Source organism: Dokdonella immobilis (assembly GCF_900115085.1).
GTDB classification, from domain to species: Bacteria; Pseudomonadota; Gammaproteobacteria; order Xanthomonadales; family Rhodanobacteraceae; genus Dokdonella; species Dokdonella immobilis.
This window is the reverse complement of the sequence record NZ_FOVF01000032.1, coordinates 28,488-52,040: the sequence shown is the minus strand read 5'-3', so window position 1 is coordinate 52,040 and position 23,553 is coordinate 28,488. Positions and strand designations below refer to the sequence as shown.

Below are 23,553 nucleotides of genomic sequence, written 5' to 3'. Positions count from 1 at the left end.
TTGGGGTGGCCTTCTCTTTGGTTACTTTCTCTTGGCCACGCAAGAGAAAGTGACTCGCTCGCCGAAGGCGAGTGAAAGCTTGGCACTGGATCGACACATCTCGCGCCGCGTAGCGATGCACGAACATGCGCAGAAGCCGAGTCATAAGGTCCCTGCCTGCACAGGGACGACGATGTAGAAGTTCGAAGCGTGCAGGAAAGCATCGCGCCTGAAGGCGCTCCTACAGTGCAATCGGAGTGACTCGCTCGCCGCGGGCGAGTGAAAGCTCTGCATTGGATTCAGGCATGCGCCGCGAAGCGATGTCGAACAGAGCGACAAGCACTGTTACTGGATCCCTGCCTGCATAGGGACAACGGCGTGGATGTTCGAATCGTGCGGAAAGGCATCGCGCCTGAAGGCGCTCCTACCGTGGAATCGGAGTGACTCGCTCGCCGACGGCGAGTGAAAACCATTACCTCCACGAGAAGGCCCAAGGCAAACCATCGTGATTCGGCGGATTGGGACGAACGTCCCCCGGAGCGTGCACGCAACTGCTCTTCGATATCAAAGTCCCGGCCAGCATCACCGTGCCGTGCCGGATCACCATGCAAAGAGTCATCTAATGCTCAGGTACGCTCTCCCTTCGGCCAGGGACCCATCAGAGGTCTCCCAACCCCTCCGCCAACCCATTCGCCCCGACACGTAGCAACTTGAGCGTGTTCGTTCCGCCGAGCTGGCCGGTATGGTCGCCGGTGGTCAGGATCACACGGTCGTTCTCGGCGAGGTGGCCGAGAGTGAACAGGTGCTGGATCGCGGCACGCCCGGCCTGGGTCGGGCCGACGTCATGCGGATCGAATTCGATCGGATGCACGTCGCGGAACAGCAGCATGCGCCGACGCGCCGGGCCGTTGCGCGAAAGCGCGTAGATCGGCACGCTTGAGCGGTGTCGCGAGAGCCAGCGGGCGGTCGCGCCCGATTCGGTCAGGGCGACGATCGCGCGCACGCTGATGCGATCGGCAAGGAACATGGTCGCCAGCGCGATCGCCTGGTCGGTGCGATCGAGCACGCGCGCGCCCGGCGCGACATCCGAGGGTGGTTCGAACTGGCGCTCGGCACCGAGGCAGACGCGACGCATGGCGGCCACGGCCTTGTCTGGATGCCGGCCCGAGGCGGTTTCCTGCGAGAGCATGACCGCATCGGTGCCGTCGATGACGGCGTTGGCGACATCGAGCACTTCGGCCCGGGTCGGGATCGGCGATTCGACCATCGACTGCATCATCTGAGTCGCCGTGATGACGACGCGGCTGCGTTCGAGGGTTTCGCGGATGATCTTCTTCTGCAGGCCCGGCAGTTCGGCATCGCCGATTTCGACGCCGAGATCGCCACGCGCGACCATGACGACGTCGCTCGCGTCGATGATCTCGCCGAGCGCCGTGATCGCCTCGGTGCGCTCGATCTTGGCGACAATGGATGCATCGCCACCGGCTTCATGCAGCAACCTGCGCGCCTGCTCGACGTCGGTCGCGCTCTTCACGAACGAGACGGCGAGGAATTCGACCTGCAGTTCGGCGGCAAGCTGGATGTCGCGGCGGTCCTTGTCCGACAGCGCGGCGACGGTCAGGCCGCCGCCCTGGCGGTTGATGCCCTTGCGATCGGACAGGCGGCCGCCGATGGTCACGCGGCAATGCACCTGTTCGACGGCGACGTCGACGACCTCGAGCGCAATCAGGCCGTCGTCGAGCAGGAGCAGGTCGCCTGGCTTCACATCCCGCCAGAGATCGAGATAACCGACGCCGACCCGCTCGATGTCTCCGGGCGGCGCATCGGCGCGACAGTCGAGGGTGAAGCGCGCACCGACTTCGAGGTGCACCGCGCCATCGGCAAACCGTTCGACGCGGATCTTCGGCCCCTGCAGGTCGCCGAGCACGGCCACTTCACGCCCGAGTTCGGCGGCGGCAGCACGCGCCGCCGCGGCCCGTGCGCGGTGATCGTCGGGATGACCGTGCGAGAAATTGAGGCGGACCACGTCGACACCTTCGGCCAGGACTTTCTTGAGCATGCCTGGCGCATCGGTGGCCGGGCCGAGCGTGGCGATGATGCGGGTACGGCGCAGTTGTTCGGACATCCATCGGCTCCTGTTTCCAGCGCGTGAACCTATCACAGCTGGTCGCCGGGAAGATGTGCGAAGCCGATCAATGCAAACCTATTCATTGCATCCTGTCTTGTCGGTCAGGACGCAGCAGGGAAATGTCCTGCGCGACATTCCCTCGAATTCCATCAGCGTCATCCGGGCGAAGGGCAACCGCGACATGGCGGACCAGGACTGGAGCACTCCACAACAGCCGCGGCGCGGTCCGTCCAGCGCAGCGACTGCCGCGCAAGTGAGCTTGGGGCGTATCCAGCACCCGCTGGATTCAGAGCGCTGCCAGAAGCTCGCCGGGCGCCGTGACGATCGCATGGGCGCCGGCCTTGCGCAGTTCGTCGGTACTGCCGAAACCCCAGAGAACGCCGACCGCACGCACAGCGTTCGCGCGGGCCCCTTCGATGTCGTAGCGACGGTCACCGATCATCGCGGTCTTCGATGGGTCGCCATCGAGCGTGCGCAAGGCTTCGGCGACGAGCATGGCCTTGGTGCTCGACCGCGTCTCCGGGGTCGGCCCGAACACGGCATCGAAGCGGTGACCGAACGGCAGATGTGCAACGATGCGCCTGGCCTGCGTCACGACCTTGCTCGTGACGACGGCGAGGCGGTCGCCGCGCGCGTGCAGCTCGTCCAGCAGCTCGACGATGCCCGGATAGACGACATGCTCGCTCCAGCCGATGGCGTCGAAGCGTTCGTGGTAGTGCTGCACGGCCAGATCGACGCGCTCGCTGTCGGCGCCGAGCACCTGCGGGAACGAGGCATGCAGCGGCGGCCCGATCCAGCTGCGCAGTACTTCGCGCGGCGGCGGCTCGACATCGAGCGCGCGCAGGGCGTGCGTCATCGAGCCGGTGATGCCGATCTCCGAGTCGATCAGGGTGCCGTCGAGGTCGAACAGGACCAGGCGCGGGCGCCCGTTCAAACCGCGCGTGCCCGCAAGGCGGCCACGGCAGGCAGCTCCTGCCCTTCGAGGAATTCGAGGAACGCGCCGCCGCCGGTGGAGATGTAGGAAACCTTGTCGGCGATGCCGTACTTGTCGACCGCGGCCAGGGTGTCGCCACCGCCGGCAATCGAGAACGCGGGCGACCTGGCGATGGCCTGCGCTAACACCTCGGTACCATGCCCGAATGCATCGAACTCGAAGACGCCGACCGGGCCGTTCCAGACCACGGTACCGGCCCTTTCAATGAGTGCCGCGTACTGCGCCGCGGTCTGCGGACCGATGTCGAGGATCATGTCCTCGTCGCCGACATCGGCGACCGCCTTCACCGTGGCCGGCGCGTCGGCCGCGAAGCGCGGCGCGACGATGACATCGACCGGAATCGGCACCTGGCCGCCGCGTGCGCGTGCCGCTGCGCTGATCCGGTTCGCCGTTTCGATCAGGTCCGGTTCGCACAGCGACTTGCCGACCTTGAAGCCGGCGGCGGCGAGGAACGTATTGGCGATGCCGCCACCGACAATGAGCTGGTCGACCTTGTCGACGAGATTCTCGAGCAGGGTCAGCTTGGTCGAGACCTTCGAGCCGGCGACGATCGCGAGCAGGGGGCGCGCCGGGTACTCGAGCGCCTTGGCCAGCGCATCGAGTTCGGCCATCAGCAGCGGGCCGCCGGCGGCGATCCGGGCGTAGCGGATCACGCCGTGCGTGGACGCCTGGGCACGATGCGCAGTGCCGAACGCGTCCATGACGAAGACATCGCAGAGTGCGGCGTACTTGCGCGATAGCGCTTCGTCGTCCTTCGCTTCGCCGACGTTCATGCGGCAGTTCTCGAGCAGGACGATGCCGCCATCGGGGACATCGATGCCATCGACCCAGTCACGCACCAGCGGCACCTCGCGACCGAGCAGTTCGGCGAGGCGCGCAGCGACCGGGGCCAGCGAATCGGCCTCGCTCCAGGCGCCCTCCTTGGGCCGGCCGAGATGCGACATCACGAGCACGGTCGCACCTTTCTCGAGGGCGAGTTTCAGCGTCGGCAGCGAGGCCGTGATGCGCTGCTCGGACGTGATCCTGCCGTCCTCGATCGGCACGTTGAGATCCTGGCGGATCAGCACGCGCTTGCCGCGCAGGTCGAGTTCGCTCATGCGGATGATCGGCATCGGAGGTCCTTGCAGTGGGCTGGAGTGGCAGCCCGACATTACAGCGGCGCGCCGGAGACTTTGCAATGCCGTCGCCCCTGCGGATGTCGACAAGATGAACGCGATCCTGTCCGCGCACCGAGCATGACGGGCATTGGAGTCGGAACGGGAGTACCCTTTAGGGCCTGTCGCGGCAATGCCCTATCCGACAGCCGTCGGATCGCCCCAGTTCACGCAACGCGGAGGCCGTCCATGTTCAAGCGCGTGATCCTCTTCCTGCTGGCCCTGATCGTGGTCGGCATCGCCGGGGTCTTCGTCCTCGCCTGGCACCCATCCTACGAGCCGATCGAACCGCCGGCAGCCGCATCATTCGATGCCGGCCAGGTGCAGCGCGGCGAGATGCTCGCCAGCGCGGGCTACTGCGCCACCTGCCATACAGCGAAGGGCGGCGCGCGCAATGCCGGCGGCTATCCGCTGAAGACCGGATTCGGCACGATCCATTCGACCAACATCACGCCCGATCCGGCCACCGGCATCGGCACCTGGTCCGAGGCCGCATTCGCCCGCGCCATGCGCGAGGGCATCGCGCGCGACGGCTCGGAACTGTATCCGGCATTCCCGTTCGATCACTTCACCCGCTTGAGTGATGAAGACGTTGCCGCGCTGTATGCCTACCTGATGAGCCAGGCCGCGGTCAGTGCTCCGGCCAAGGACAACAAGCTGCCATTCCCGCTCAACATCCGTGCCCTGCAGGCGGGCTGGAAGCTGCTTTTTCTCGATCAGGGCCGCTTCGAACCGGTCGCCGGCAAGAGCGAGGAATGGAACCGCGGCGCCTACCTGGCCGAAGGTCTCGGTCACTGCGGTGCCTGCCACACCCCGCGTAATGCGCTCGGCGCGGAGAAGTCCGGCGAGCACGTATACGCCGGCGCCTTCATCGATGGCTGGACGGCTCCGGCGCTGAACGCCGCCCAGGCGGCGCCGCTGGCCTGGAATGCCGACGAGTTGTTCGGCTTCCTGCGCCGCGGCGGCACGGCCCTGCACGGCGTTGCCGCCGGACCGATGTCCGAGGTCGTGCACGAGGGTCTTTCGGCCCTTCCCGACAGCGACATCCATGCGCTTGCGACCTACTTCGCCGAGGTCAACGGATCTGACGCACGCAGTGCCGAGTCGAACGCACGCCTGGCCACGCTCGTCGAATCCGGGGCACCAGATCCACGCGCCCGCTATGACGAAGGAGCCGACCTGTACCGCTCGGCCTGCGCCGCCTGTCATTACAACAGCGCCCATCCGCCTGCCCTGCTGCGCCCCGAGTTGGCCCTCAACAGTGCCTTGAGCGAAGCCGTCCCGACCAATTTCATACGCGTCGTGCTGCATGGCGTCGGAATTGGCGAAGGCATTCCCGGCGCCATGATGCCGCCGTTCGACCGGGCCCTGAGCGATCCCGAAATCGCGGCGATCGCGGCCTATCTGCGCGACACGATGACCGACAAGCCGGCGTGGACCGATCTGTCCACGCGCATCGCCGCGGTGCGCCAGGGCGGTTCCGGCTCGTGACCAGCGCCGCCTATTCCCCTTCGCCCTGATCGTTCGCAGCACGGGAGTCAGCCCACCATGACGACATTGAAACTCAATGGACGCGACGTCTCGTTCGACGTCGATCCGGAAACGCCGCTGCTCTGGGTCATCCGCGACCAGCTCGGACTGACCGGCACCAAGTTCGGCTGCGGCATCGGCATGTGCGGCGCCTGCACGGTGCATCTGAACGGCCGCGCCGTGCGTTCCTGCATCCTCCCGGCCGCAGCCGCCGACGGCGCCGCGATCACGACGATCGAGGGCCTCGACCCGAATGGCCAGCACCCGCTGCAACAGGCCTGGATCGAGACCCAGGCGCCGCAGTGCGGCTACTGCCAGTCCGGCCAGATCATGCAGGCCGCGACCTTGCTCCAGGATTTTCCGCAACCCACCGACAAGGACATCGACTCGGTCATGAACGGCAACCTGTGCCGCTGCATGGCCTACCGGCGCATCCGCGCCGCGATCAAGCTGGCGGCCACGCGCATGGGCGAGGAGGCGGGCCATGAGTAAGCTGCGGCAACATGCCGACGATGCGTCCACGTTCGCGATGTCGCGCCGCGGCTTCCTGATCGGCGCCGCGGGCGCCGGGCTCATGCTGGCCTTCGCCCGCAACGGACTCGCCGCGACCGATCCTGACAAGACGATCGCAGAAGGTGCCTACGAGCCGAACCTCTGGTGTCGCATCGCCCCCGACGAAACGATCACGGTCAACATCATCCGCGCCGAGATGGGCCAGCACGTCGGCACCGCGCTGGCGCGCATCCTCGCCGACGAGCTCGAGGCCGACTGGGACCACGTGCGCATCGAGCACGTCGACTCCGATCCGAAATGGGGCACCATGGTGACCGGCGGCAGCTGGTCGGTCTGGCAGAGTTTCACCCCGCTGAGCCAGGCCGGCGCCGCCGCGCGCACGGCCCTGATCGCGGAAGGGGCGCGCCTGCTCGGTGTCGCTGCCTCGGCCTGCACGGCGCGCGCCAGCGTGGTGAGTGCCGGCGCGAAATCGATCTCCTACGCCGACATCGTCAGGCGCGGCAAGCTCAGCCGCAGCTACTCCGCGGACGAACTCAAGGCCATGCCGGTCAAGCCGCCGGACCAGCGCCGCCTGGTCGGCCACGACACGCAGGCCATCGATATCCCCGACAAGACCGATGGCAAGGCGCTGTATGGCATCGATGCCAGCGTCGAAGGCATGGTCCACGCACGGCCCGTGATTCCACCGACACGCAACGGCTCGAACGTGGTGTCGGTCGATGATTCGGCGGCCAAGCAGGTCATGGGCTACTTGGGCCATCTCGTGCTCGACGATCCGTCGGGCACGGTGCCGGGCTGGGTCATGGTCTTCGCCGACTCGTTCGATGCGGCCAATCGCGCGGTCGAACGGGTCAAGGTCGAATGGACCAACGACGACACCGTCGGCATTTCCGAGAAGGACATCCTCGACCACGGCGCCGAGCTCATTGCCGATGCGAGCACCGGCGCCATGGTCTTCAACGACGAGGGCGTCGATGCCGCCTTTGCGAGCGCGGACTCGACCCTCGAACAGACCTACACCACCGCCAGCGTGCTGCATTTCGCACTCGAGCCGATCAACGCACTGGCCTTCGAGAAGGACGGCATCTGGGAAATCCACACCGGCAACCAGTGGCAGACCCTGATCCTGCCGGTGCTGGCCAAGGCCCTCGGCGTCGACGAGAGCAAGATCGTCATGCGCACCTATCGACTCGGCGGTGGCTTCGGTCGCCGCCTCAATGGCGACTACGCGGTGCCGGCGGCGCTGGCCGCCAAGGCCCTCGGCAAGCCGGTCAAGATGGTCTGCACGCGCGCCGACGACGTGCATTTCGATTCAATCCGCTCGCCCTCGATCCAGCGCGTGCGCATGGCCTTCGACAAGGAGGGCAAGGTCACCGCCATGCAGCATGATGCCGCCGCCGGCTGGCCGACCCAGGTCATGGTGCCGTCGTTCATGCCGAAGGGTCTCAACGACCAGCCCTACGATCCATTCTCGATCTCCGGCGCGGACAGCTGGTACACGGTCGGTGCGCAACGCGTACGGGCGATTTCCAACGACATGGCCAATCGCGCGTTCCGCCCCGGCTGGCTGCGCTCGGTTGGTCCGGGTTGGACCAACTGGGCCTCGGAATGTTTCTTCGACGAGGCCGCACACAAGCTTGGCGTCGATCCGGTCGCGTTCCGCCTGCGCCTGCTCGACGCGACCGGCCGCAACGCCGGCAGCGCGCCCAACGCCGTCGGCGGCGCGAGTCGCCAGGCCGCCGTGGTCAGACGCCTGGCGGAAAAGACCAGCTGGGGCAAGCTCGCGCTGGCGGCCGATACCGGGGTCGGGTTCGCCACGACCTTCGGCCAGGAACGCGGCATGCCGACCTGGATCGCCTGCGTGGCCCAGGTCCATGTCGATCGCTCGACCGGCATGGTCCGCTTGCAGAAGCTCACGCTCGTCGTCGACGCCGGCACCATCGTGCATCCGGATGGCGCGCTCGCCCAGATCGAGGGTGGCGCGCTGTGGGGGGCGAGCATGGCCCTGCACGAAGGCACCACCTTCCTCAATGGCCAGGTCAAGGACAGCAATCTCGACACCTACACGCCGATGCGCATGGCCGACGTGCCCGAGATCGACATCGAATTCCTGCCGAGCACCGAGACTGCGGTGGGACTCGGCGAGCCGGCGACGACCGTGGTCGGTCCGGCCATCGGCAATGCGATTTTCGCGGCGGTCGGTGCGCGCCTGCGGCATATTCCGATCCGTCCGGCGGATGTGCTGGCAGCCCTGAAAAGCAGCGCCAAGGCCTGACCGCGCGCCGTGGCGGCACCGCCGCGCGCCTGACGGACGCGCCAGGAGGACCTCCAAGCCCCGGGCTCAGCCTTCGTCGTCGACTGGAATTTCGCCTTCGTCCGGGTCGCGCTGCTCGGCCCGGTCGATCTTCTGTTCGGCCTCGGCGTGGGTGTCGCTGACCGAGGGCAGCGATGTCGGATTGGCGAACAGCAGGGCCGGATCGACACGCTTGCCGAGCCAGCGCAGGCCGATATGAAGATGCGGACCGGTCGCCCGGCCGGTACCGCCGACCTTGCCGAGGGTCTGGCCGCGCTTGACCTGATCGCCAGACTTCACGTCGAGCTCGGAGAGATGGAAGTTCATGCTGACCAGTCCGGCACCGTGATCGACATAGACCGCGTTGCCGGTGAAAAAGTGATCGGCAGCGAGCACAACCTTACCGTCGGCGACCGCCTTGACGGCATTGCCGGCGCCGACCGGGTAATCGCGCCCGGTATGCAGGCTCGTGCGGTCCTCGGTAAACGTGCGCACGCTGCCGAAATCGTCCGCGCTTTTCGGAAGCGTTGCGGCCGGGGCGCCGAGCGGTAGCGAGAAGTGTGCGGATTCATCGAGTCGACCACCGAGGATCGGCGTGATGTCGGCGCGTTCGGCGACGGCGCGCTGGGTATCCTCCGCGGAGGGATGCACGTAGCGGTCCAGCGACTCGGGCAGCGGCATGTCGACGGCCGGAAAGTCGGCCGTCTCGACGCGCAAGGTGCCGAGGTGGCGCTTGCCGTCCTGGTCCCAGAGCGCGATTTCGTGCGTGCCGACCTTGGTGCGGATATCGACCGGGTAGTAGCAGACCGCGTCGACCGCCGGGTAGCGCTTGCCATAGATGCCGCACTCGCTGGCGGCGAGACCGGCCCAACGCGCGACGCCGCCCTGCGGTGCGGTGACGGTGTTGGCGGCTACCGCGCTTCCGGCGCAGAGCACGCCGAGGGCAAGGAAAATCGTGGTCTGTCGTATCGTGCTCATCATCCCCCTCCATCGTGACAGCGAACACGAGGACCGTAGCCGACCCATTCGGAACGGCGGCCCAATGGCGTTTACTCGCGTCAGGATGCGTTAAGGAGGGTCTGATCAAGTAGCAAAGTCGTCACGACGCCTGCCTGTGTGCAGATCGCGACGCGTCGACGCAGACAGACTGGCCGTCTTTCAAGTCGACGCAACAAGGATCTGCGCGCAGGCAGGCGTCGCCTGACTGATTGATTGGATGCTGAAAAGGTGGCGTCCAGAAGGCTCCCCCCAGGCACCGCGCGCCTCGCCAAGGCAACCAGCCTTCACTTCGCCACGCGGCACATGTGGAAGACCTTCTGAACGCCATGACGACTTTGCTACTTGATCAGCCCCTCCTTTAGGAGGCTTGGGAGGGGCGCGATCGACGGCCTGCTCGATTGGGCGTTCTCGGGCTTGTCCGCTCATCCTTCGACTGGCTCACGAAGAACGGATGTGAAGTTTCAGACGCCCGTTTGCCAAGGCAGCGAACCGTGGGTATCGGCGGCCATGGCGCACCTGTCGGTCACGTTACGTCATGCCGATATCAGGAGAGGTTCACGTTGGCGGGTCTAGAACGGATTGCACAACCTGCGTGTATTCCGTCAGTGGCGGTCCAGGCGCTTTCTTCAACCGAACTGGAGACCCCAACCATGAAACGATTAGCATGGCTTGCGGCAGCAGCCGCACTGTTCGCCACCGCATCCGTGGCCGCCCGGGCGCAGGATGCGTACACCACGGTCAACCTCAACATGCGCGCGGCGCCCGACGTCGACTATCCGCTGATCCGGACCCTGCCCGCAGGGACGGCCGTGTCGGTGCAGGGCTGCATCGACGGCTGGCTCTGGTGCGACGTGGTTGCCTATGGCGAGCGCGGCTGGGTCGCTGGCGACTATCTCGAATACGTCTACCGCAACCACCGCGTGTTCCTGCCTGACTACGGCGCGCGCCTCGGCATCCCGATCATCAGCTTCGTCATCGGCGACTACTGGGGTCGGCACTACAGCCATCGGTCCTTCTACCGGAATCACCACTATCGGGACCGCTGGTACAACCATGGCGTCCACTACGCGCGGCATTCGCGGCACCATGGCAATCGCTGGGATCGTCGCAGTGGGAACCGCCACGACGTTCGGCATGACGGCCGCCATGATGGTCGTCGCGACGGGCACCACGATTCGCGGCGCAGAGCTCATCGCAGCTCCGCGCACGATCGGCGAGACTATGATCGCGGACGCGGCCAGCATCAGGCACGCAACGGCAATCACCGCCAGTCCACCCGCAGCGTCCAGCGCTCCAGCGTCCGCGTCGCCCATCGCGGCAATCGGCAGGTCAGGCACGACACGCGGATGACGCGAACGACGAACGCACGTCGCGACGGAGGCATGCATGGACGCTCAGGCTCGCGTGCAGCGCATGCAAGCACCGATCGCAAGCACGGCAAAAGGCAACGTGCTTCGGTCGGCAAGCGCCAGCACGGTGATGCGCGAAAATCGTCGCACAGCAAGGGCAGCCGGGATCGCAATCGCGAACGCTGATTAGATGTGAGATCCATCACGGCGAGGCGGCCGGCGCGAGGGATACGAGCCCGCGCTGTCGCCTCGCTGTCTGAATTGGTCACCCTACCAGGAGGAAGTTCTCCTCGACGTTGTGGAGAGCTTCCTCGACTCAGCGGTAGCTGGCGAGTTCCTGCTCGAGGCGGGCCGGGACGAATCCATTGAACGGCTTGCCGTTGATCAGGATCAGCGGCGTGCCGACGCCTCCGTAATTCCGCCACTCGTCGCGCGACTGCGCGGACGCTTCGATGTCGCGCTCATCCCACTTCAGGTCATGCTCGCTGAACCAGGCGCGGGCCTGTGCGCAGTATCCACAGGTCCTGGTCGAATACATCACGATTTCGACGGCGGGCTTGCGAACCTCGTTGGCCATGGCGTCACCCGCCGCAAACGCAGGAAGGACTGCCGCGCCAAAACCGGCAATGGATAGTGCCAGCACGATCCGATTCATCACGAACGATCTCTTCTGGAGATGCCGGCCATCTGGCGGCTTCGTTGAACAGAGTCCGTCGCGGGCCGATGGTTCCCGCTTCCGGCGCCGCCTCGGCCCCGGATCGCTCCTGACCGTCAGGACTCCAGATGCCGTGCCTGCCTCGCGGGCGTGGCCGTTCGCTCCGGCTTGCGGGGTGGGACGCGCCGGCGCTCATCGTCCTCGAAACGCAGTCGACTGCGTCCACCGGTGGCCCGATAGTCGGCGACGAGGGCCGATGCAACGGTCGTTTCAGGCAGACCGCGTTCGACGGCAAGGAACGCATGGACAAGGTGCACCAGTCGTTCCTGGGCCAGCGCATGGGTCTGTCCGGTCCTGGCGTACAGCCAGTCGGAAAAGGCGAGGAAATTCGCGAACGGCGCATCGCCGAGCAGCAGTGGCAGGGTCCGCGTATAGCGCCCCGAATTGGCCACGATGTCCCAATAGCGCGAGAACCGCACGAGGCGCTGCATGGTCTGGAAATCCACCGCATCCGTGGCAAGGATGTTGTAGGGAGGATCGGGATTGAAGCGCAATCCAAAATCCGCCGTGTGCCGTGCGATCGGTGCACCGCGAAGCCGCTTGAGGATACCGAACTGGATCTCGTGCGGTCCGAGCCGGACCAGCCGATCGAAGCCCGCGGCGAAACTCTCCACGCTTTCGCCGGGAAGGCCGGCGATCAGGTCGACATGCAGGTGCGCACGCGTCTGCTGGCGCAACCAGGCCAGGTTTTCAGCCGCCACCTCATTCTTCTGGCGGCGCGAAACGCGTGCCTGCACGGCCGGGTCGAAACTCTGGATGCCGATTTCGAACTGCAGCGTGCCGTCCGGAAAACGCATGATCATCTCGCGCAGCCGGTCCGGCAAATGATCCGGGATCAGTTCGAAATGCACGAACGGCGGGTCGTCGGGGGCCGACTCGAGCTTTCCCAGAAAGAACTCGAGGATGGCCATCGAGGTGTCGATCTTGAGATTGAACGTGCGATCGACGAACTTGAACTGGCGTGCCCCGCGCGCGTAGAGGGTTTCGAGATCGGCGAGAAATGCCTCGAGCGGAAACGGCCAGGCGGTCTTGTCGAGCGCGGACAGGCAGAATTCGCACTTGAACGGACAACCCCGCGAGGCCTCGACGTAGAGATGACGCTGGCGGATGTCCTCGTCGGTGTATTCGGCGTAGGGAGATACGATTGCCGGAAGCGGCGCCTGTACGCCGACGACGACTTTCTGCGCCGGGCGTTCGCCGCCCATCAGCTGCCGAACGAGGATAGCGAAGCTGACGTCGCCCCAGCCGGTGATGACATGGTCGGCCAGGGTGCAGATGCGCTGTTCGTCGATTTCGAAACTGACCTCGGGACCACCGAGCACGATGATCGTCTCCGGCGAGACGGCCTTGAGCTGGGCCACGAGCCGCGTGGATTCCTCGACGTTCCAGATATACACGCCGATACCGATGATGCGCGGCCGCTCGGCAAGCAGCTTTTCGACGATCTCCTCGGTCTTCTGGCCGATCACGAACTCGCGGATCGCCGAAGACTCGCGCCACTCGCCGAGATTGGCGCGCAAATAGCGCAAGCCGAGCGAGGCATGCGCGTAACGGGCATTGAGGGTGGCCAGCAGGATTTCGGGCATGCCGGCATTATCGCCGCTAATGCCGGCCGGATCGGACTGCGATCGACATTCCGGGCACGCCCCCGGCTCAGGCGCCAAGGGAATCCCGCGATTCCGCGATGCACCGGCGTATGGCGTCGAGGGCGGCACGGCACATCTCGGCCTCCGGCAGGGCGCCGTCGACGACGAGCGTCCCTGCCGGCGCCGGCTCGCGCCGGGCGAGCACATCGTTGACCGTTTCCGGAGTGCGGTCCAGGGCCACGTGCCGGCCGGTCGCGAGATCGCGGGCAACGCGTTCGCGGGCGATTTCGGGCGGGCATTCGACCAGTACCGGGATGGTCGCGATCCGGTGCCTGGCGGCAATCTCGGCGACGCGATCGAGTTCGGAGCGCCGTGAGAAGGTCATGCCGTCGATGACGCTGCCCGCACGCAACATGCAATTGATCTCGAGCGCCAGCAGCACGCTCCGGTAGGCAGCACGCTTCTCGATGAAACTGTAATTGCAGTTCGGAAACATCGCCGCGCGAATCCGGTCGCGGCAAATCCTGCGCAGGCCGAGTTGCACTTCGATGGCGCGCGCGACGACCGACTTGCCCGCGCCCGGCAGTCCCATCGTCGCGATGACGATCGGGACCGGCAGCAATTCCGGACCGAGAGGAAAGGCCTCCCCTTCCGGCGTGGCGTGTTCTGGCAGGGATGGATCCCGGGTTGGCGCCACGTCCGCTGCCTCGTGCTGTTGCGACTTCGCGATCGATGGGTCAAGACTGCCATGGCCAGCGCACTGGCGCCATGCCATGGCTCCAGGGTGCGCACCAGGGCCTTGCCGGACATCCATTGCGCACCACCCGGACATTCAAGGACCGCCCGGCAAGCCCGGCCCGATTGGCCCCGAATCGCGTTTGCCGCGATAATCGGGTTCGGCAGCCCCGGGAACGACATGGCCAGGCGACAGCTCTATTTCAAGCGCTACATGATCACCGGCCTGTTGACGTTCGTGCCGCTTTGGCTGACCTGGGTCGTGTTCAAGTTCGTCTTCGGCCTGCTCTCCGAAATCAGTGCGCCCCTGGTCGCCGGAATGGTCTCGGCGCTGGGCAGCACGTGGCCGGCCACCGGCGAATTCCTCGGCCAGCCCTGGCTGATCTCGCTGATCGCGTTCGTGATTACCGTGGTTTCCCTCTACCTGGTCGGGTTTGCCGCCAACTTCGTGCTTGGCCGGCGCCTGATCGACGGCGTCGAGAACCTGATCGGCCGGATTCCGATCGTGCATTCGATCTACGGCGGCACCAAGAAACTGATGTCCGTTCTGCAAAGCAAGCCGTCCGGAACGCAGCGCGTGGTCCTGATCGACTTTCCGTCGCCGCAACTGAAGTCGATCGGCTTCGTTACCCGCGCGTTCCGTGATGCCGGTGGCCGCGAGCTCGCCGCCGTCTATGTCCCGACGACCCCGAACCCCACTGGGGGATACCTCGAAATCGTCCCCATCGAGCGCCTCACCGCGACCGACTGGAGCGTCGACCAGGCGATGGCATTCCTGCTCTCGGCGGGCGCCGTCGGTGCCGATACGCTGCCGTTCGCGGCACGCTGGGACGCGGACCCCGCCTCACCGTCGGCGATGGCGCCGGTCGACAGGCCGGGCTGAAACTTCTTCGTCAGTCGAACTTGATGTCATCGCAGCGCCGCAGCAGCACACGCCTGCCCTCGCGCCGTGGCGTACAGACGATCTGGTCGATGATGTGGCCGCCCCTGGACGCGCTCTGCGAGCAGCTCATGCCCGTGGCGCCCAGGCTGTAGCGCTCCGTGAGCACCGCGACCCGGCCATCGGCAATCTTTCGCTGTTCGGGCGTCATGGCCTCCTCCAGCGCACGTACCACCGACTGGTACCTGGGATAGATGAACTCGGCAGCCAGCTTGAGCCAGGCGTACCCGGTCAGGTCGTCCCGCCGCACGCCCTGGCCGAGCAGGTACATGCGACCGATAGCCGACTGGCTCTGCTTGTCGCCCGCGCAGGCCGTGCGACGGAACCTTGCGAACGAGTCGTCGTAGTGCTCGGCCGCATAGGCGGACGCGGCATCCCTGACCATGTCCCGGTAGGTAGATGGTTCGACGCGTTCGAACCATGCCGCATCCGATTCCGCGGCAAAAGTCTGCGCGGACGTAAAGATTCCCGCAGCGAGCAGCAGCCGTTTCCCGATAGCCATGATTGATTCCCGGCGTGGCGGAGGGAGAAGTGTAGGCGGCACCGGCGGCTTTTCGAAATGTGCGTGTATCCAGCGCGCCAGCGCTGAGCGATGTAGACGGGGTGAGCCTTTGACCACATCGGCTGCCCCGCCCGCCGGGCAATGACCTTCGACACTGCAGGCGGCACTCATTCCGCACTAGAATCGCCGGTTTGGCACTGCCCAGCTGAACCCGGAAGGTGGCCTCTGGCGCCCCCACGGTGTCTCCTGACCGCATCCAGATCCCCGACCGGGGCGAACCTCGCCCCATCCCGAAAGGAGCCCCCATGAAAATCCGAATCCTTCAACCGCTGGCCATTTCGATGGGCATTGCGGTCGCCCTGGCAGCCTGCAACAAGCAGCCCGCCGAGACCGCCCCTGAGACCGCGGCGACGCCCGCGGCACCGGCTGCAGCGGCTCCCGAGGCGCCCCACGTAGCATTCGATGTCAACGACATCGATGCGAACATCAATGCCTGCGCCGATTTCAACGGTTTCGTCAACGGCAAGTGGATCGCGGCGAACCCGATTCCGGCAGACAAGACGCGCTGGACCACGTTCGACCTGCTGCGCGAAGAGAGCCTCAAGACCCAGCATGAACTGGCCGAGGATGCGGCCAAGTCCGACGCGCCGGCCGGCTCGATCGAACACAAGATCGGCGAGCTCTACCGCGCCGGCATGAACGAGGCCGCCATCGACCAGCTCGGCGCCGAACCGATCAAGCCGGAACTGGCCAAGATCGACGGACTCGCCTCGAGCGCCGATGTCGTCGGCTATCTCAACGACAGCTTCTCGCGCGGCCAGGGCACCCTGTTCCAGTTTGGCGCGGAAACCGATTTCAAGAACTCGCAACGCAAGATCGGCTATGCCTTCCAGGGCGGACTCGGACTGCCGACCCCCGACTACTACAGCAAGCCCGACTATGCCGAACTGCGCGATGCCTACGTCGCCCATGTCGCCAAGGTGCTCGAGCTGACCGGCGTCGATGCCGAGGCGGCGAAGAAGCAGGCCCAATCGGTACTCGCCTTCGAGACCCGTCTGGCCAAGGCTTCGCTGGCACCGACGGAACTGCGCGATCCCCAGAACCAGTACCACTTCGTCAGCATCGAGGAAGCGAACAAGGTCACCCCGCACTTCGACTGGAATGCCTTCTTCAAGGCCCAGAAGGCCGACGTCACCGACGGTTTCTCGCTATCGCAGCCGAAGTTCTTCGCCGAAGTCGACAAGATGCTCGAGCATGTTCCGCTTGACGACTGGAAGGCCTACCTGCGCTACCAGTATGCCGACGGCGCCTCGCCCTACCTGTCGACGCCGTTCCAGCAGGAGTTCTTCGCTTTCCACAAGCAGACCCTGAACGGCCAGAAGGAAGATGAGCCGCGCTGGAAGCGCGTGCTCGGCACGGTCAATGAACAGCTCGGCATGGCTCTCGGCGAGCTCTATGTGGCCAAGGCCTTTCCGCCCGAGGCGAAGCAGCGCGCGCAGGAGCTGGTCGACAACATGCAGGCGGCCCTCAAGGCGCGCATCGAGAGCCTCGACTGGATGAGCGACACGACCAAGGCCAAGGCGCTCGAGAAGTGGTCCACCTTCCTGCCCAAGATCGGCTATCCGGAGAAATGGCGTGACTGGTCGGGCCTGAGCTTGCCGGGCGGCAGCTACTTCGCCGATGTCGCTGCGGCCAACCAGTTCAATCACGACTACGACATCGCCAAGATCGGCAAGCCGACCGACCGCAAGGAATGGGGCATGACGCCGCAGACGGTCAATGCCTATTACAACCCGACCGACAACACGATCAACTTCCCGGCCGCGATCCTGCAGCCGCCGTTCTTCGACGCCAAGGCCGACGACGCCATCAACTACGGCGGCATCGGTGCCGTGATCGGCCATGAGGCCAGCCACGGTTTCGACGACCAGGGCAGCCAGTTCGATGCCGAAGGCAACAATACGAACTGGTGGACCGATGAGGACCGCAAGGCCTTCGAGGCACGCACGGCCAAGCTGGTCGACCAGTTCAACGGTTACGAGCCCCTGCCGGGCAAGCACGTCAATGGCCAGCTCACGCTCGGCGAGAACATCGCCGACCTCGGTGGCCTCGCGATCGCCTACGACGCACTGCAGGTCGCGCTGAAGAAGTACCCTGAGGAAGCCTCGAAGAAGATCGACGGCTACACCGAAGACCAGCGCTTTTTCCTGAACTGGGCGCGGGTCTGGCGCGGCAACACACGCGAGAAGCGCCTTGAGGTTCTGCTCAACACGGATCCGCATTCGCCAACCCCGATCCGGGCCATTGGCGCCCCATCGAACATGCCGACGTTCGCCACGGCGTTCGAATGCAAGACCGGCGATGCGATGGTTCGCGACGGCGACAGTCAGGTCAAGATCTGGTGACACCCCTGCCAATCCGCCGCCCGAAAACGGGCGGCGGATTGCGCAGCATCGCCGGGTCTCCGTGTCGGGCTCGCGCATGATGCAAAGGAGTGCGCACCGGCTCCCGTGAGGTCCGTTGCGACGTATCATTCGCCGGACAAACAGGCGATCTTCGGTGCCATGCCCCCTACACTACCGACATGAACATCGACGCCGTCATCACCTGGGTCGACGGCGCCGATCCCGCGCACCGACAGCGGCTCGATGCCTATCTCGCCGGTATCGGCAAGTCACGCCCGGCCAGCGCCGAACGCACCCGCTTCAACGACGCCGGCGAGATCGACTGGTGCGTGCGGTCGATCCTGCGTTTCGCCCCCTGGTTCCGGCGCATCCACATCGTCGCCGATGGCCAGAGGCCGCGCATCCTCGAGCGGCTTGCCGGCACCCCGCACGCCGGACGATTCCGCGTCGTCGACCACGCCGAGATCTTCCGTGGCCACGAACACGCCCTGCCGACGTTCAACAGCCGCTCGATCATCACGATGCTCTGGCGCATCGAAGACCTGGCCGAGCACTTCGTCTACTTCAATGACGACATGTTCCTGCTGCGTGAGGTTGCGCCGGAGGATTTCTTTCGCGATGGCAAGGTCGTGCAGCGTGGATACTGGCGGCCGCAGACCGGACACGGCGCATTCGCGCGCTTGGCCAGCTGGATCAAGCACAAGCGCGGCATCGCCGAAACCCGGGTCGGCAATCTCGAATCGCAGCAGTTAAGCGCGCGCCTGGCCGGATTCGAGGACCGCTACTACCGCCATTACCACAATCCCTACCCGCTGCGGCGCTCGACCCTTGAGGCGTTCTTCGCCGAGCACCCCGAAATGCTTGAAGGAAATGCCGGTTACCGACTGCGTTCGAGCGAGCAGTTCAAGGCCGAAGTGGTCGCCTCCCACCTCGAACTCGCCAGCGACAACGCCCATCTCGACAATCGCCTGCACGTGGTCCAGCTCAAGCCGAGCGAACAACTGCCGATGCGCGTGCGCCGCAAGATGCGCAAGGCCGACGCCGACCCGAATGCGGCCTTCGTCTGCGTGCAGAGTCTCGAGATGGCACCGGAACCGGTACAGCGCGAAATCGCCGCATGGCTGGACCGGCGCATCGGTGCCGACCTGGCCTTGCCAGGCGCCGGAGCACAATCGAGTACCGGAGACGTTGCGCGCGGCGATTGAGAAGATCGGACAACGTCCACGCACGTGCGATCTTCATGCGCGAGCGGTCCGAGGGAATCGATTTGCCCTGGCCGTGTCGGGTTGCAACAATTCGCATGTCGTCTTCTGAAGAGCCACCACTGATGCCCACGAACCCGATCCTGATCCGTTCCCTGGTCGCCAGTCTTGCGCTGGCAGTTTCGCTGCCGGAGGCGACTGCGGCATCACTCGCCTACAGCCAAGTCGAACTGCAGGCGCGTACCAACCTGCTGGTCAACGACAATGGCTGGAATTTGCCGCCGGGATCGTCTTTCAACAGCATTTCGGCGAGCATCAACAACGAAGGAACCGTCGCGTTTCCGGTGCAGATCGTGCCGATCAATGGCAGCCAGTCGAATACTGGGGTCGGACTCTGGGTCGGCGCGCACGGCGCGGGCGGCATCGTCGCCCTGCACGAACCGCCCGTCGACGGCATTTCCGACCGGACCAGTATCAATGCCGGCGGCGAAGTGGCCTACTACACCTACGAGGACGGCAGCAGCTACCGCCTCAGGCGCTACGATCCCGGAACAATGCTCTCGGTCATCGTCAATACCCTGCCACTGACACCGACGTCATTCAGTGGGCACGTGATCAACGATGCCGGCGTCATTGGTTACCGGGCGGGTCTGGGCTCGGGCTATGGCCTGGCCTCGACCGGAGCCGGCAGTTCGCTGCTGCATATCGTCGATTCCAATGTGCAGCCGGGACCGTATGCGTTCATCTACACGCCGGCGATGAACGCGAATCGCCTGATTGCCTGCAAGGTGAGCATTGGCGACTTCAGCCACAACGAGATCCGCAGCTTCGCCAGCGATGGCAGCTACACCGCGCTGGCGGTCGACGCGGCGACGGACCCGACCTCACCCTACCGCCGCTTTGACAACGGACTCGCCTACAACAGTGCCGGACAGCTTGCCGTGGTGCTCAATCTCGATGCCGGGAATGTGCGCGCGATCTACCGTCTCACGCCGAACGGCGGCACCGTCGACGCGGTCGAGATCGCGCGCGTCGAGGCCACCGGCACGATCCGCGACATAGAGTCGTTCGCGCCGGCCATGAACGCGGCCGGTCTGGTCGTGTTCCGCGCCCGCGATGCCAATGGCCAGGCCCTGTATGCCGGCGATGGCAAGACGCTCGTCCGCGTCATCGGCAAGGAGGATCCGGTCACGACCGATCTTGGCCCCGCCCGTATCGGCCAGCACATCGACGATCCGAGCTCGTGGCCGATCTTCAGCGGCGCGCCGGGCGTGAACGACAACGGCGACATCGCCTTTATCGGCGCCCTGCACCCGGACGGCGATACCCAGGTCGAGTGGGGAAGCGGCGTGTTCGTGGCCTATGCCGGCGGCGATCCGATCTTCAGCGACGGTTTCGATGGCCCCTGAACACATCTTCGCGACCATCGATGGACGTCGATAGGGCCTGTTGCACCCGTTTCATTGCGAGTTTTTCCCGGCCTTGCCGGATTTCGAGTTTATGCACGCCGCCATAGCGTGGATAATTGTCGACCCTCTCGCAATGCGCCCGACACTGATGGCTCTGGTTCCTGGTCAACGCTATATCTCCAATGCCGAACCCGAGCTGGGTCTCGGCACCCTGATCCGGATCGAGGGGCGCAGCGTGCAGGTCCTGTTTGCGACGGCCGGAGTGCTGCGCCAGTACGCGGCGCACAGCGCCCCGATCGCCCGGGCTGAATTCCGCGTTGGCCAGAAGGTCATGGGCAAGGGCATCAGCCTGGTCATCGAGCGCATCGCCGATGCCGACGGCCTGCTCGAATACCACGGCGGCGGCAAGAAACTGAATGAAGCCGAGCTCGACGACACCCAGGCCATCTCGCGCGCCGACGAGCGCCTGGTTTCCGGCCGTGTCGATCGCGCCGACCGCTTCGATTTCCGCCAGGAAGCCCTGCTGCGTCGAGCCGATGCCCTGCGCTCGCCGGCCTGGGGCCTCGAATCCGCGCGCATCGACCTGATCCCTCACCAATTGCGCGTGGCCGAGATCGCCTCGTCGCGGCAGCCCTTGCGCATCCTGCTGGCCGACGAGGTCGGACTCGGCAAGACCATCGAAGCCGGCATGATCCTGGCCCGGCTGCTGGCCGGTGGTCGGGTTGGCCGGGTCCTCGTCCTGCTGCCCGAAAGTCTTGTCTACCAGTGGTTCGTCGAGCTGCTGCGCCGCTTCAACCTGCAGTTCTCGCTGTTCGACGAAGAGCGCTGCGAATCGATCGAGACCAGCGACCCGGGGCGCAATCCGTTCCAGGACGAACAGCTCGTGATCGCGAGCATCGGCTTCCTCAGCGGATCGGAGAAGCGTGCCACCCAGGCCATCGAAGCGGGCTGGGATCTGCTCATCGTCGATGAAGCGCACCACCTGGCCTGGTCACCGGAGGCGGCCAGCGACGAATATGCGCTGGTCGAAACCCTGGCCGCGCGCACAGCGGGCCTGATCCTGCTGACCGCCACGCCCGAGCAACTGGGACGCAGCGGACATTTCGCCCGGCTGCGCCTGCTCGACCCGGCGCGCTACCACGACCTGTCACGGTATGTCGCCGAGTCGGACGGTTATGCCGCGCTGTCCGAGATCGCCGGCAAGCTTCACGATGGCGAAGCATTGACGGACGGCGATCGCGGGGAACTCGTGGCACGTCTCGGCGAAGATCCGGAACTCGGTGAGTTGTTGGCCGGTGCGATGGAGGCCGCGGCGAGAAATCGCCTGCTCGATGCGCTGATCGACCGCCATGGCACCGGACGCGTGATGTTTCGCAACCGGCGCGCCCAGGTCGGCGGCTTTCCGCACCGGGTCGCCCAACTTGCGGTGCTCGATGGCAGCGAGCTGGACGATGCCCAACGCCAGCACCTGCTCGCCGAGTTCCATGCCGACCTGCAGGCCTCGCCGCCGGAAATCGAGCTGGCCTATGCCAGCGATCCGCGGCTGGACTGGCTGCTCGGCCTTATCGAGCGCCTCGGCTCGGACAAACTGCTGCTGATCTGCCGCAGCCAGGCCAAGGTGCTGGCCCTGGAGGAGATCCTGCGGACCCGCAGCGGGGTCAAGGTGGCCCGCTTCCACGAGGGCATGAGCCTGCTCCAGCGTGACCGCAACGCCGCCTACTTCGCCGACAAGGAAGGCGCGCGCCTGCTGCTGTGCTCGGAGATCGGCTCCGAAGGCCGCAATTTCCAGTTCGCCCACCATCTGGTCCTGTGGGACCTGCCGCTCGATCCGGACCTGCTCGAACAACGCATCGGCCGGCTGGACCGGATCGGCCAGAAACACGACATCATGATCCACGCCTGCGCCTTCACCGGCACGGCGCAACACGCCTTGATGCGCTGGTACGATCTCGGGCTAGCCGCGTTCCGCAGCAGTCCCTCCGATGGTCGCGAACTGCTCAAGCGCTACGGCGAGCGCCTGGTCGAACTGGCTGAGCAGCATGCCCACGGCGGCGAGGATCCGGATGCCGAGCTCGACGCCCTGATCGCCGAGAGCCGCGCCACCCACGAGGAGTTGTCGGCGCTCGTCAATGCCGGTCGCGACCGGCTGCTGGAACTCGCCAGCGTGCGCCAGACCCATGCCGACCGCCTGCGCCGCGCCCTGGCTGATGCCGACGGGAACCTGGCCAATGACGATTTCGTCCTGCGCCTGTTCGAGCAATTCGGCGTGGAGAACGAGGAGCATGGGCCGCGTACGGTCGTGCTCGATCCCGAATACCTCAGCACCGACGGGTTCCCGGGGCTCAAGGACGGACCGCAGATGGTCACCTTCGATCGTGTGACCGCGCTGACTCGCGAAGACCTGCCGTTGCTGCGACTCGATCACCCCATGGTCAGCGGCGCCATCGACCTGCTGCTCGAGGGCGAACACGGCAATGCCTCGTTCCTGGTCGACGACGCGCTGCCGGGGCGCACGGCCCTGCTCGAATGTGTCTTCGTGCTGGCATGCGTCGCCGACCGAGAGCTCAACGTCGAGCGCTACCTGCCGCCGCTGCCGCTGCGCATCGTCGTCGACACGCGCCTGCTGCCCCGCCACGATTATCGTCCGAGTGCCGAGAGCGTGAAGCGCTCGACCGAGCGCGCGATCGAGTACTCGCGCTATCGCAACCTGCTGTCCAAGTTGGTCAAGCCCATGCTTGCGCACGCCGAAACCCTGGCCCGGGAGCGCGCACAGATCGAGATCGGACGTGCGCTCTCGAGCATCGAAACCGAACTCGGCGACGAACACGCGCGACTGGTCGCGCTGGCCCGGGTCAATCCGGCCGTGCGCAGCGAGGAAGTGGAAGCGATCGAGGCGCAGATGGAAGCCCTGCACACGGCGATTCCGCAGGCCGCTCCGCGCCTCGACGCCGTGCGCTTCATCTGCAGCGCGGATTTCCTCAACCTGGCCTGAGGGGCCGGGATTCGGGATTCGGGATTCGCGGATTCGGATATACCACCGTAGGAGCGGGTATGAGACCCGCCCCTACGTCGACGATGGGACGGCGAGTGTGTTTCGTGCTTCCGAATTCCGAAAATCAA

17 protein-coding genes are annotated in these 23,553 nt (G+C 65.6%); 9 read left to right on the top strand and 8 right to left on the bottom strand.

The window, feature by feature from the left end; all coding sequences use genetic code 11:
- Nucleotides 1-637 precede the first annotated feature (637 nt).
- The 3 genes from pyk to BM125_RS16800 all read right to left on the bottom strand — a co-directional run bounded on the left by pyk (nt 638) and on the right by BM125_RS16800 (nt 4,213).
- Nucleotides 638-2,104: a pyruvate kinase gene (gene pyk / locus BM125_RS16810; protein ID WP_092410112.1), complete on the bottom strand. Its 1,467-nt coding sequence runs from the start codon at nt 2,102-2,104 to the stop codon at nt 638-640.
- 289 nt (nt 2,105-2,393) lie between these two features.
- Nucleotides 2,394-3,041, bottom strand: coding sequence for an HAD hydrolase-like protein (locus BM125_RS16805; RefSeq protein WP_175498152.1), 648 nt, complete (start codon nt 3,039-3,041; stop codon nt 2,394-2,396).
- The gene (locus BM125_RS16800) at nt 3,038-4,213 is read right to left on the bottom strand and encodes a phosphoglycerate kinase (protein ID WP_092410110.1); all 1,176 of its coding nucleotides are present in this window, start codon (nt 4,211-4,213) and stop codon (nt 3,038-3,040) included. Before BM125_RS16800 ends, BM125_RS16805 begins: the two co-directional genes overlap by 4 nt.
- Nucleotides 4,214-4,444: 231 nt before the next feature.
- Here BM125_RS16800 and BM125_RS16795 point away from each other — a divergent pair, with 231 nt between their 5' ends.
- Genes BM125_RS16795 through BM125_RS16785 form a run of 3 tightly spaced genes read left to right on the top strand, consistent with a single transcriptional unit; the run spans nt 4,445 to nt 8,573 of the window.
- A complete protein-coding gene (locus BM125_RS16795; RefSeq protein WP_092410108.1) occupies nt 4,445-5,746 on the top strand; it encodes a cytochrome c in 1,302 nt (433 codons plus the stop codon).
- A gap of 57 nt (nt 5,747-5,803) precedes the next feature.
- Nucleotides 5,804-6,277 (top strand): (2Fe-2S)-binding protein, encoded by a 474-nt coding sequence (locus BM125_RS16790; RefSeq protein ID WP_092410106.1) that lies wholly within the window; start codon nt 5,804-5,806, stop codon nt 6,275-6,277.
- Nucleotides 6,270-8,573, top strand: a complete 2,304-nt coding sequence (locus tag BM125_RS16785; RefSeq protein ID WP_092410104.1) for a xanthine dehydrogenase family protein molybdopterin-binding subunit — start codon at nt 6,270-6,272, stop codon at nt 8,571-8,573. Before BM125_RS16790 ends, BM125_RS16785 begins: the two co-directional genes overlap by 8 nt.
- A gap of 66 nt (nt 8,574-8,639) precedes the next feature.
- Here the strand turns inward: BM125_RS16785 and BM125_RS16780 are convergent, their stop codons facing one another.
- The gene (locus BM125_RS16780) at nt 8,640-9,569 is read right to left on the bottom strand and encodes a M23 family metallopeptidase (protein WP_175498151.1); all 930 of its coding nucleotides are present in this window, start codon (nt 9,567-9,569) and stop codon (nt 8,640-8,642) included.
- A 671-nt stretch (nt 9,570-10,240) separates the two neighbouring features.
- Here BM125_RS16780 and BM125_RS16775 point away from each other — a divergent pair.
- Entirely contained in the window at nt 10,241-11,125 is an 885-nt protein-coding gene (locus BM125_RS16775; RefSeq protein WP_139225082.1) for an SH3 domain-containing protein, read from the top strand.
- A 130-nt stretch (nt 11,126-11,255) separates the two neighbouring features.
- Here the strand turns inward: BM125_RS16775 and BM125_RS16770 are convergent, their stop codons facing one another.
- The 3 genes from BM125_RS16770 to BM125_RS16760 all read right to left on the bottom strand — a co-directional run bounded on the left by BM125_RS16770 (nt 11,256) and on the right by BM125_RS16760 (nt 13,937).
- Entirely contained in the window at nt 11,256-11,594 is a 339-nt protein-coding gene (locus BM125_RS16770; protein WP_092410100.1) for a glutaredoxin domain-containing protein, read from the bottom strand.
- Nucleotides 11,595-11,710: 116 nt separating this feature from the next.
- Nucleotides 11,711-13,240 (bottom strand): B12-binding domain-containing radical SAM protein, encoded by a 1,530-nt coding sequence (locus tag BM125_RS16765; protein WP_092410098.1) that lies wholly within the window; start codon nt 13,238-13,240, stop codon nt 11,711-11,713.
- 67 nt (nt 13,241-13,307) lie between these two features.
- Nucleotides 13,308-13,937: a P-loop nucleotide/nucleoside kinase family protein gene (locus BM125_RS16760; protein ID WP_175498150.1), complete on the bottom strand. Its 630-nt coding sequence runs from the start codon at nt 13,935-13,937 to the stop codon at nt 13,308-13,310.
- Nucleotides 13,938-14,156: 219 nt separating this feature from the next.
- Here BM125_RS16760 and BM125_RS16755 point away from each other — a divergent pair, with 219 nt between their 5' ends.
- On the top strand, nt 14,157-14,858 hold the full coding sequence (locus BM125_RS16755) for a DUF502 domain-containing protein (protein ID WP_092410094.1): 702 nt from the start codon (nt 14,157-14,159) through the stop codon (nt 14,856-14,858).
- A 10-nt stretch (nt 14,859-14,868) separates the two neighbouring features.
- On the opposite strand, the gene BM125_RS16750 is transcribed toward BM125_RS16755, so the two are convergent.
- A complete protein-coding gene (locus BM125_RS16750) occupies nt 14,869-15,417 on the bottom strand; it encodes an SEL1-like repeat protein (RefSeq protein WP_092410092.1) in 549 nt (182 codons plus the stop codon).
- A 305-nt stretch (nt 15,418-15,722) separates the two neighbouring features.
- On the opposite strand from BM125_RS16750, the gene BM125_RS16745 reads away from it, so the two are divergent.
- The 4 genes from BM125_RS16745 to rapA all read left to right on the top strand — a co-directional run bounded on the left by BM125_RS16745 (nt 15,723) and on the right by rapA (nt 23,425).
- Complete coding sequence (locus BM125_RS16745; RefSeq protein WP_092410090.1) at nt 15,723-17,822, top strand: M13 family metallopeptidase; 2,100 nt, start codon at nt 15,723-15,725, stop codon at nt 17,820-17,822.
- Between the two features lie 179 nt (nt 17,823-18,001).
- Nucleotides 18,002-19,027 carry a stealth family protein gene (locus BM125_RS16740; protein ID WP_092410088.1) on the top strand — a complete coding sequence of 342 codons (1,026 nt, stop codon included), beginning with the start codon at nt 18,002-18,004 and terminating at the stop codon, nt 19,025-19,027.
- Between the two features lie 122 nt (nt 19,028-19,149).
- On the top strand, nt 19,150-20,433 hold the full coding sequence (locus BM125_RS16735; RefSeq protein WP_092410086.1) for a DUF7453 family protein: 1,284 nt from the start codon (nt 19,150-19,152) through the stop codon (nt 20,431-20,433).
- Nucleotides 20,434-20,566: 133 nt separating this feature from the next.
- Nucleotides 20,567-23,425, top strand: a complete 2,859-nt coding sequence (rapA, locus tag BM125_RS16730) for an RNA polymerase-associated protein RapA (protein ID WP_245778965.1) — start codon at nt 20,567-20,569, stop codon at nt 23,423-23,425.
- Nucleotides 23,426-23,553 lie beyond the last annotated feature (128 nt).

Excerpts from the sequence above, each read along its gene's own strand:
- pyk (WP_092410112.1), bottom strand. The coding sequence starts at position 2,104 with ATGTCCGAACAACTGCGCCGTACCCGCATCATCGCCACGCTCGGCCCG.
- BM125_RS16800 (WP_092410110.1), bottom strand. The coding sequence starts at position 4,213 with ATGCCGATCATCCGCATGAGCGAACTCGACCTGCGCGGCAAGCGCGTG.
- BM125_RS16795 (WP_092410108.1), top strand. The coding sequence starts at position 4,445 with ATGTTCAAGCGCGTGATCCTCTTCCTGCTGGCCCTGATCGTGGTCGGC.
- BM125_RS16790 (WP_092410106.1), top strand. The coding sequence starts at position 5,804 with ATGACGACATTGAAACTCAATGGACGCGACGTCTCGTTCGACGTCGAT.
- BM125_RS16785 (WP_092410104.1), top strand. The coding sequence starts at position 6,270 with ATGAGTAAGCTGCGGCAACATGCCGACGATGCGTCCACGTTCGCGATG.
- BM125_RS16780 (WP_175498151.1), bottom strand. The coding sequence starts at position 9,569 with ATGAGCACGATACGACAGACCACGATTTTCCTTGCCCTCGGCGTGCTC.
- BM125_RS16775 (WP_139225082.1), top strand. The coding sequence starts at position 10,241 with ATGAAACGATTAGCATGGCTTGCGGCAGCAGCCGCACTGTTCGCCACC.
- BM125_RS16770 (WP_092410100.1), bottom strand. The coding sequence starts at position 11,594 with ATGAATCGGATCGTGCTGGCACTATCCATTGCCGGTTTTGGCGCGGCA.
- BM125_RS16765 (WP_092410098.1), bottom strand. The coding sequence starts at position 13,240 with ATGCCCGAAATCCTGCTGGCCACCCTCAATGCCCGTTACGCGCATGCC.
- BM125_RS16755 (WP_092410094.1), top strand. The coding sequence starts at position 14,157 with ATGGCCAGGCGACAGCTCTATTTCAAGCGCTACATGATCACCGGCCTG.
- BM125_RS16750 (WP_092410092.1), bottom strand. The coding sequence starts at position 15,417 with ATGGCTATCGGGAAACGGCTGCTGCTCGCTGCGGGAATCTTTACGTCC.
- BM125_RS16745 (WP_092410090.1), top strand. The coding sequence starts at position 15,723 with ATGAAAATCCGAATCCTTCAACCGCTGGCCATTTCGATGGGCATTGCG.
- BM125_RS16740 (WP_092410088.1), top strand. The coding sequence starts at position 18,002 with ATGAACATCGACGCCGTCATCACCTGGGTCGACGGCGCCGATCCCGCG.
- BM125_RS16735 (WP_092410086.1), top strand. The coding sequence starts at position 19,150 with ATGCCCACGAACCCGATCCTGATCCGTTCCCTGGTCGCCAGTCTTGCG.
- rapA (WP_245778965.1), top strand. The coding sequence starts at position 20,567 with ATGCGCCCGACACTGATGGCTCTGGTTCCTGGTCAACGCTATATCTCC.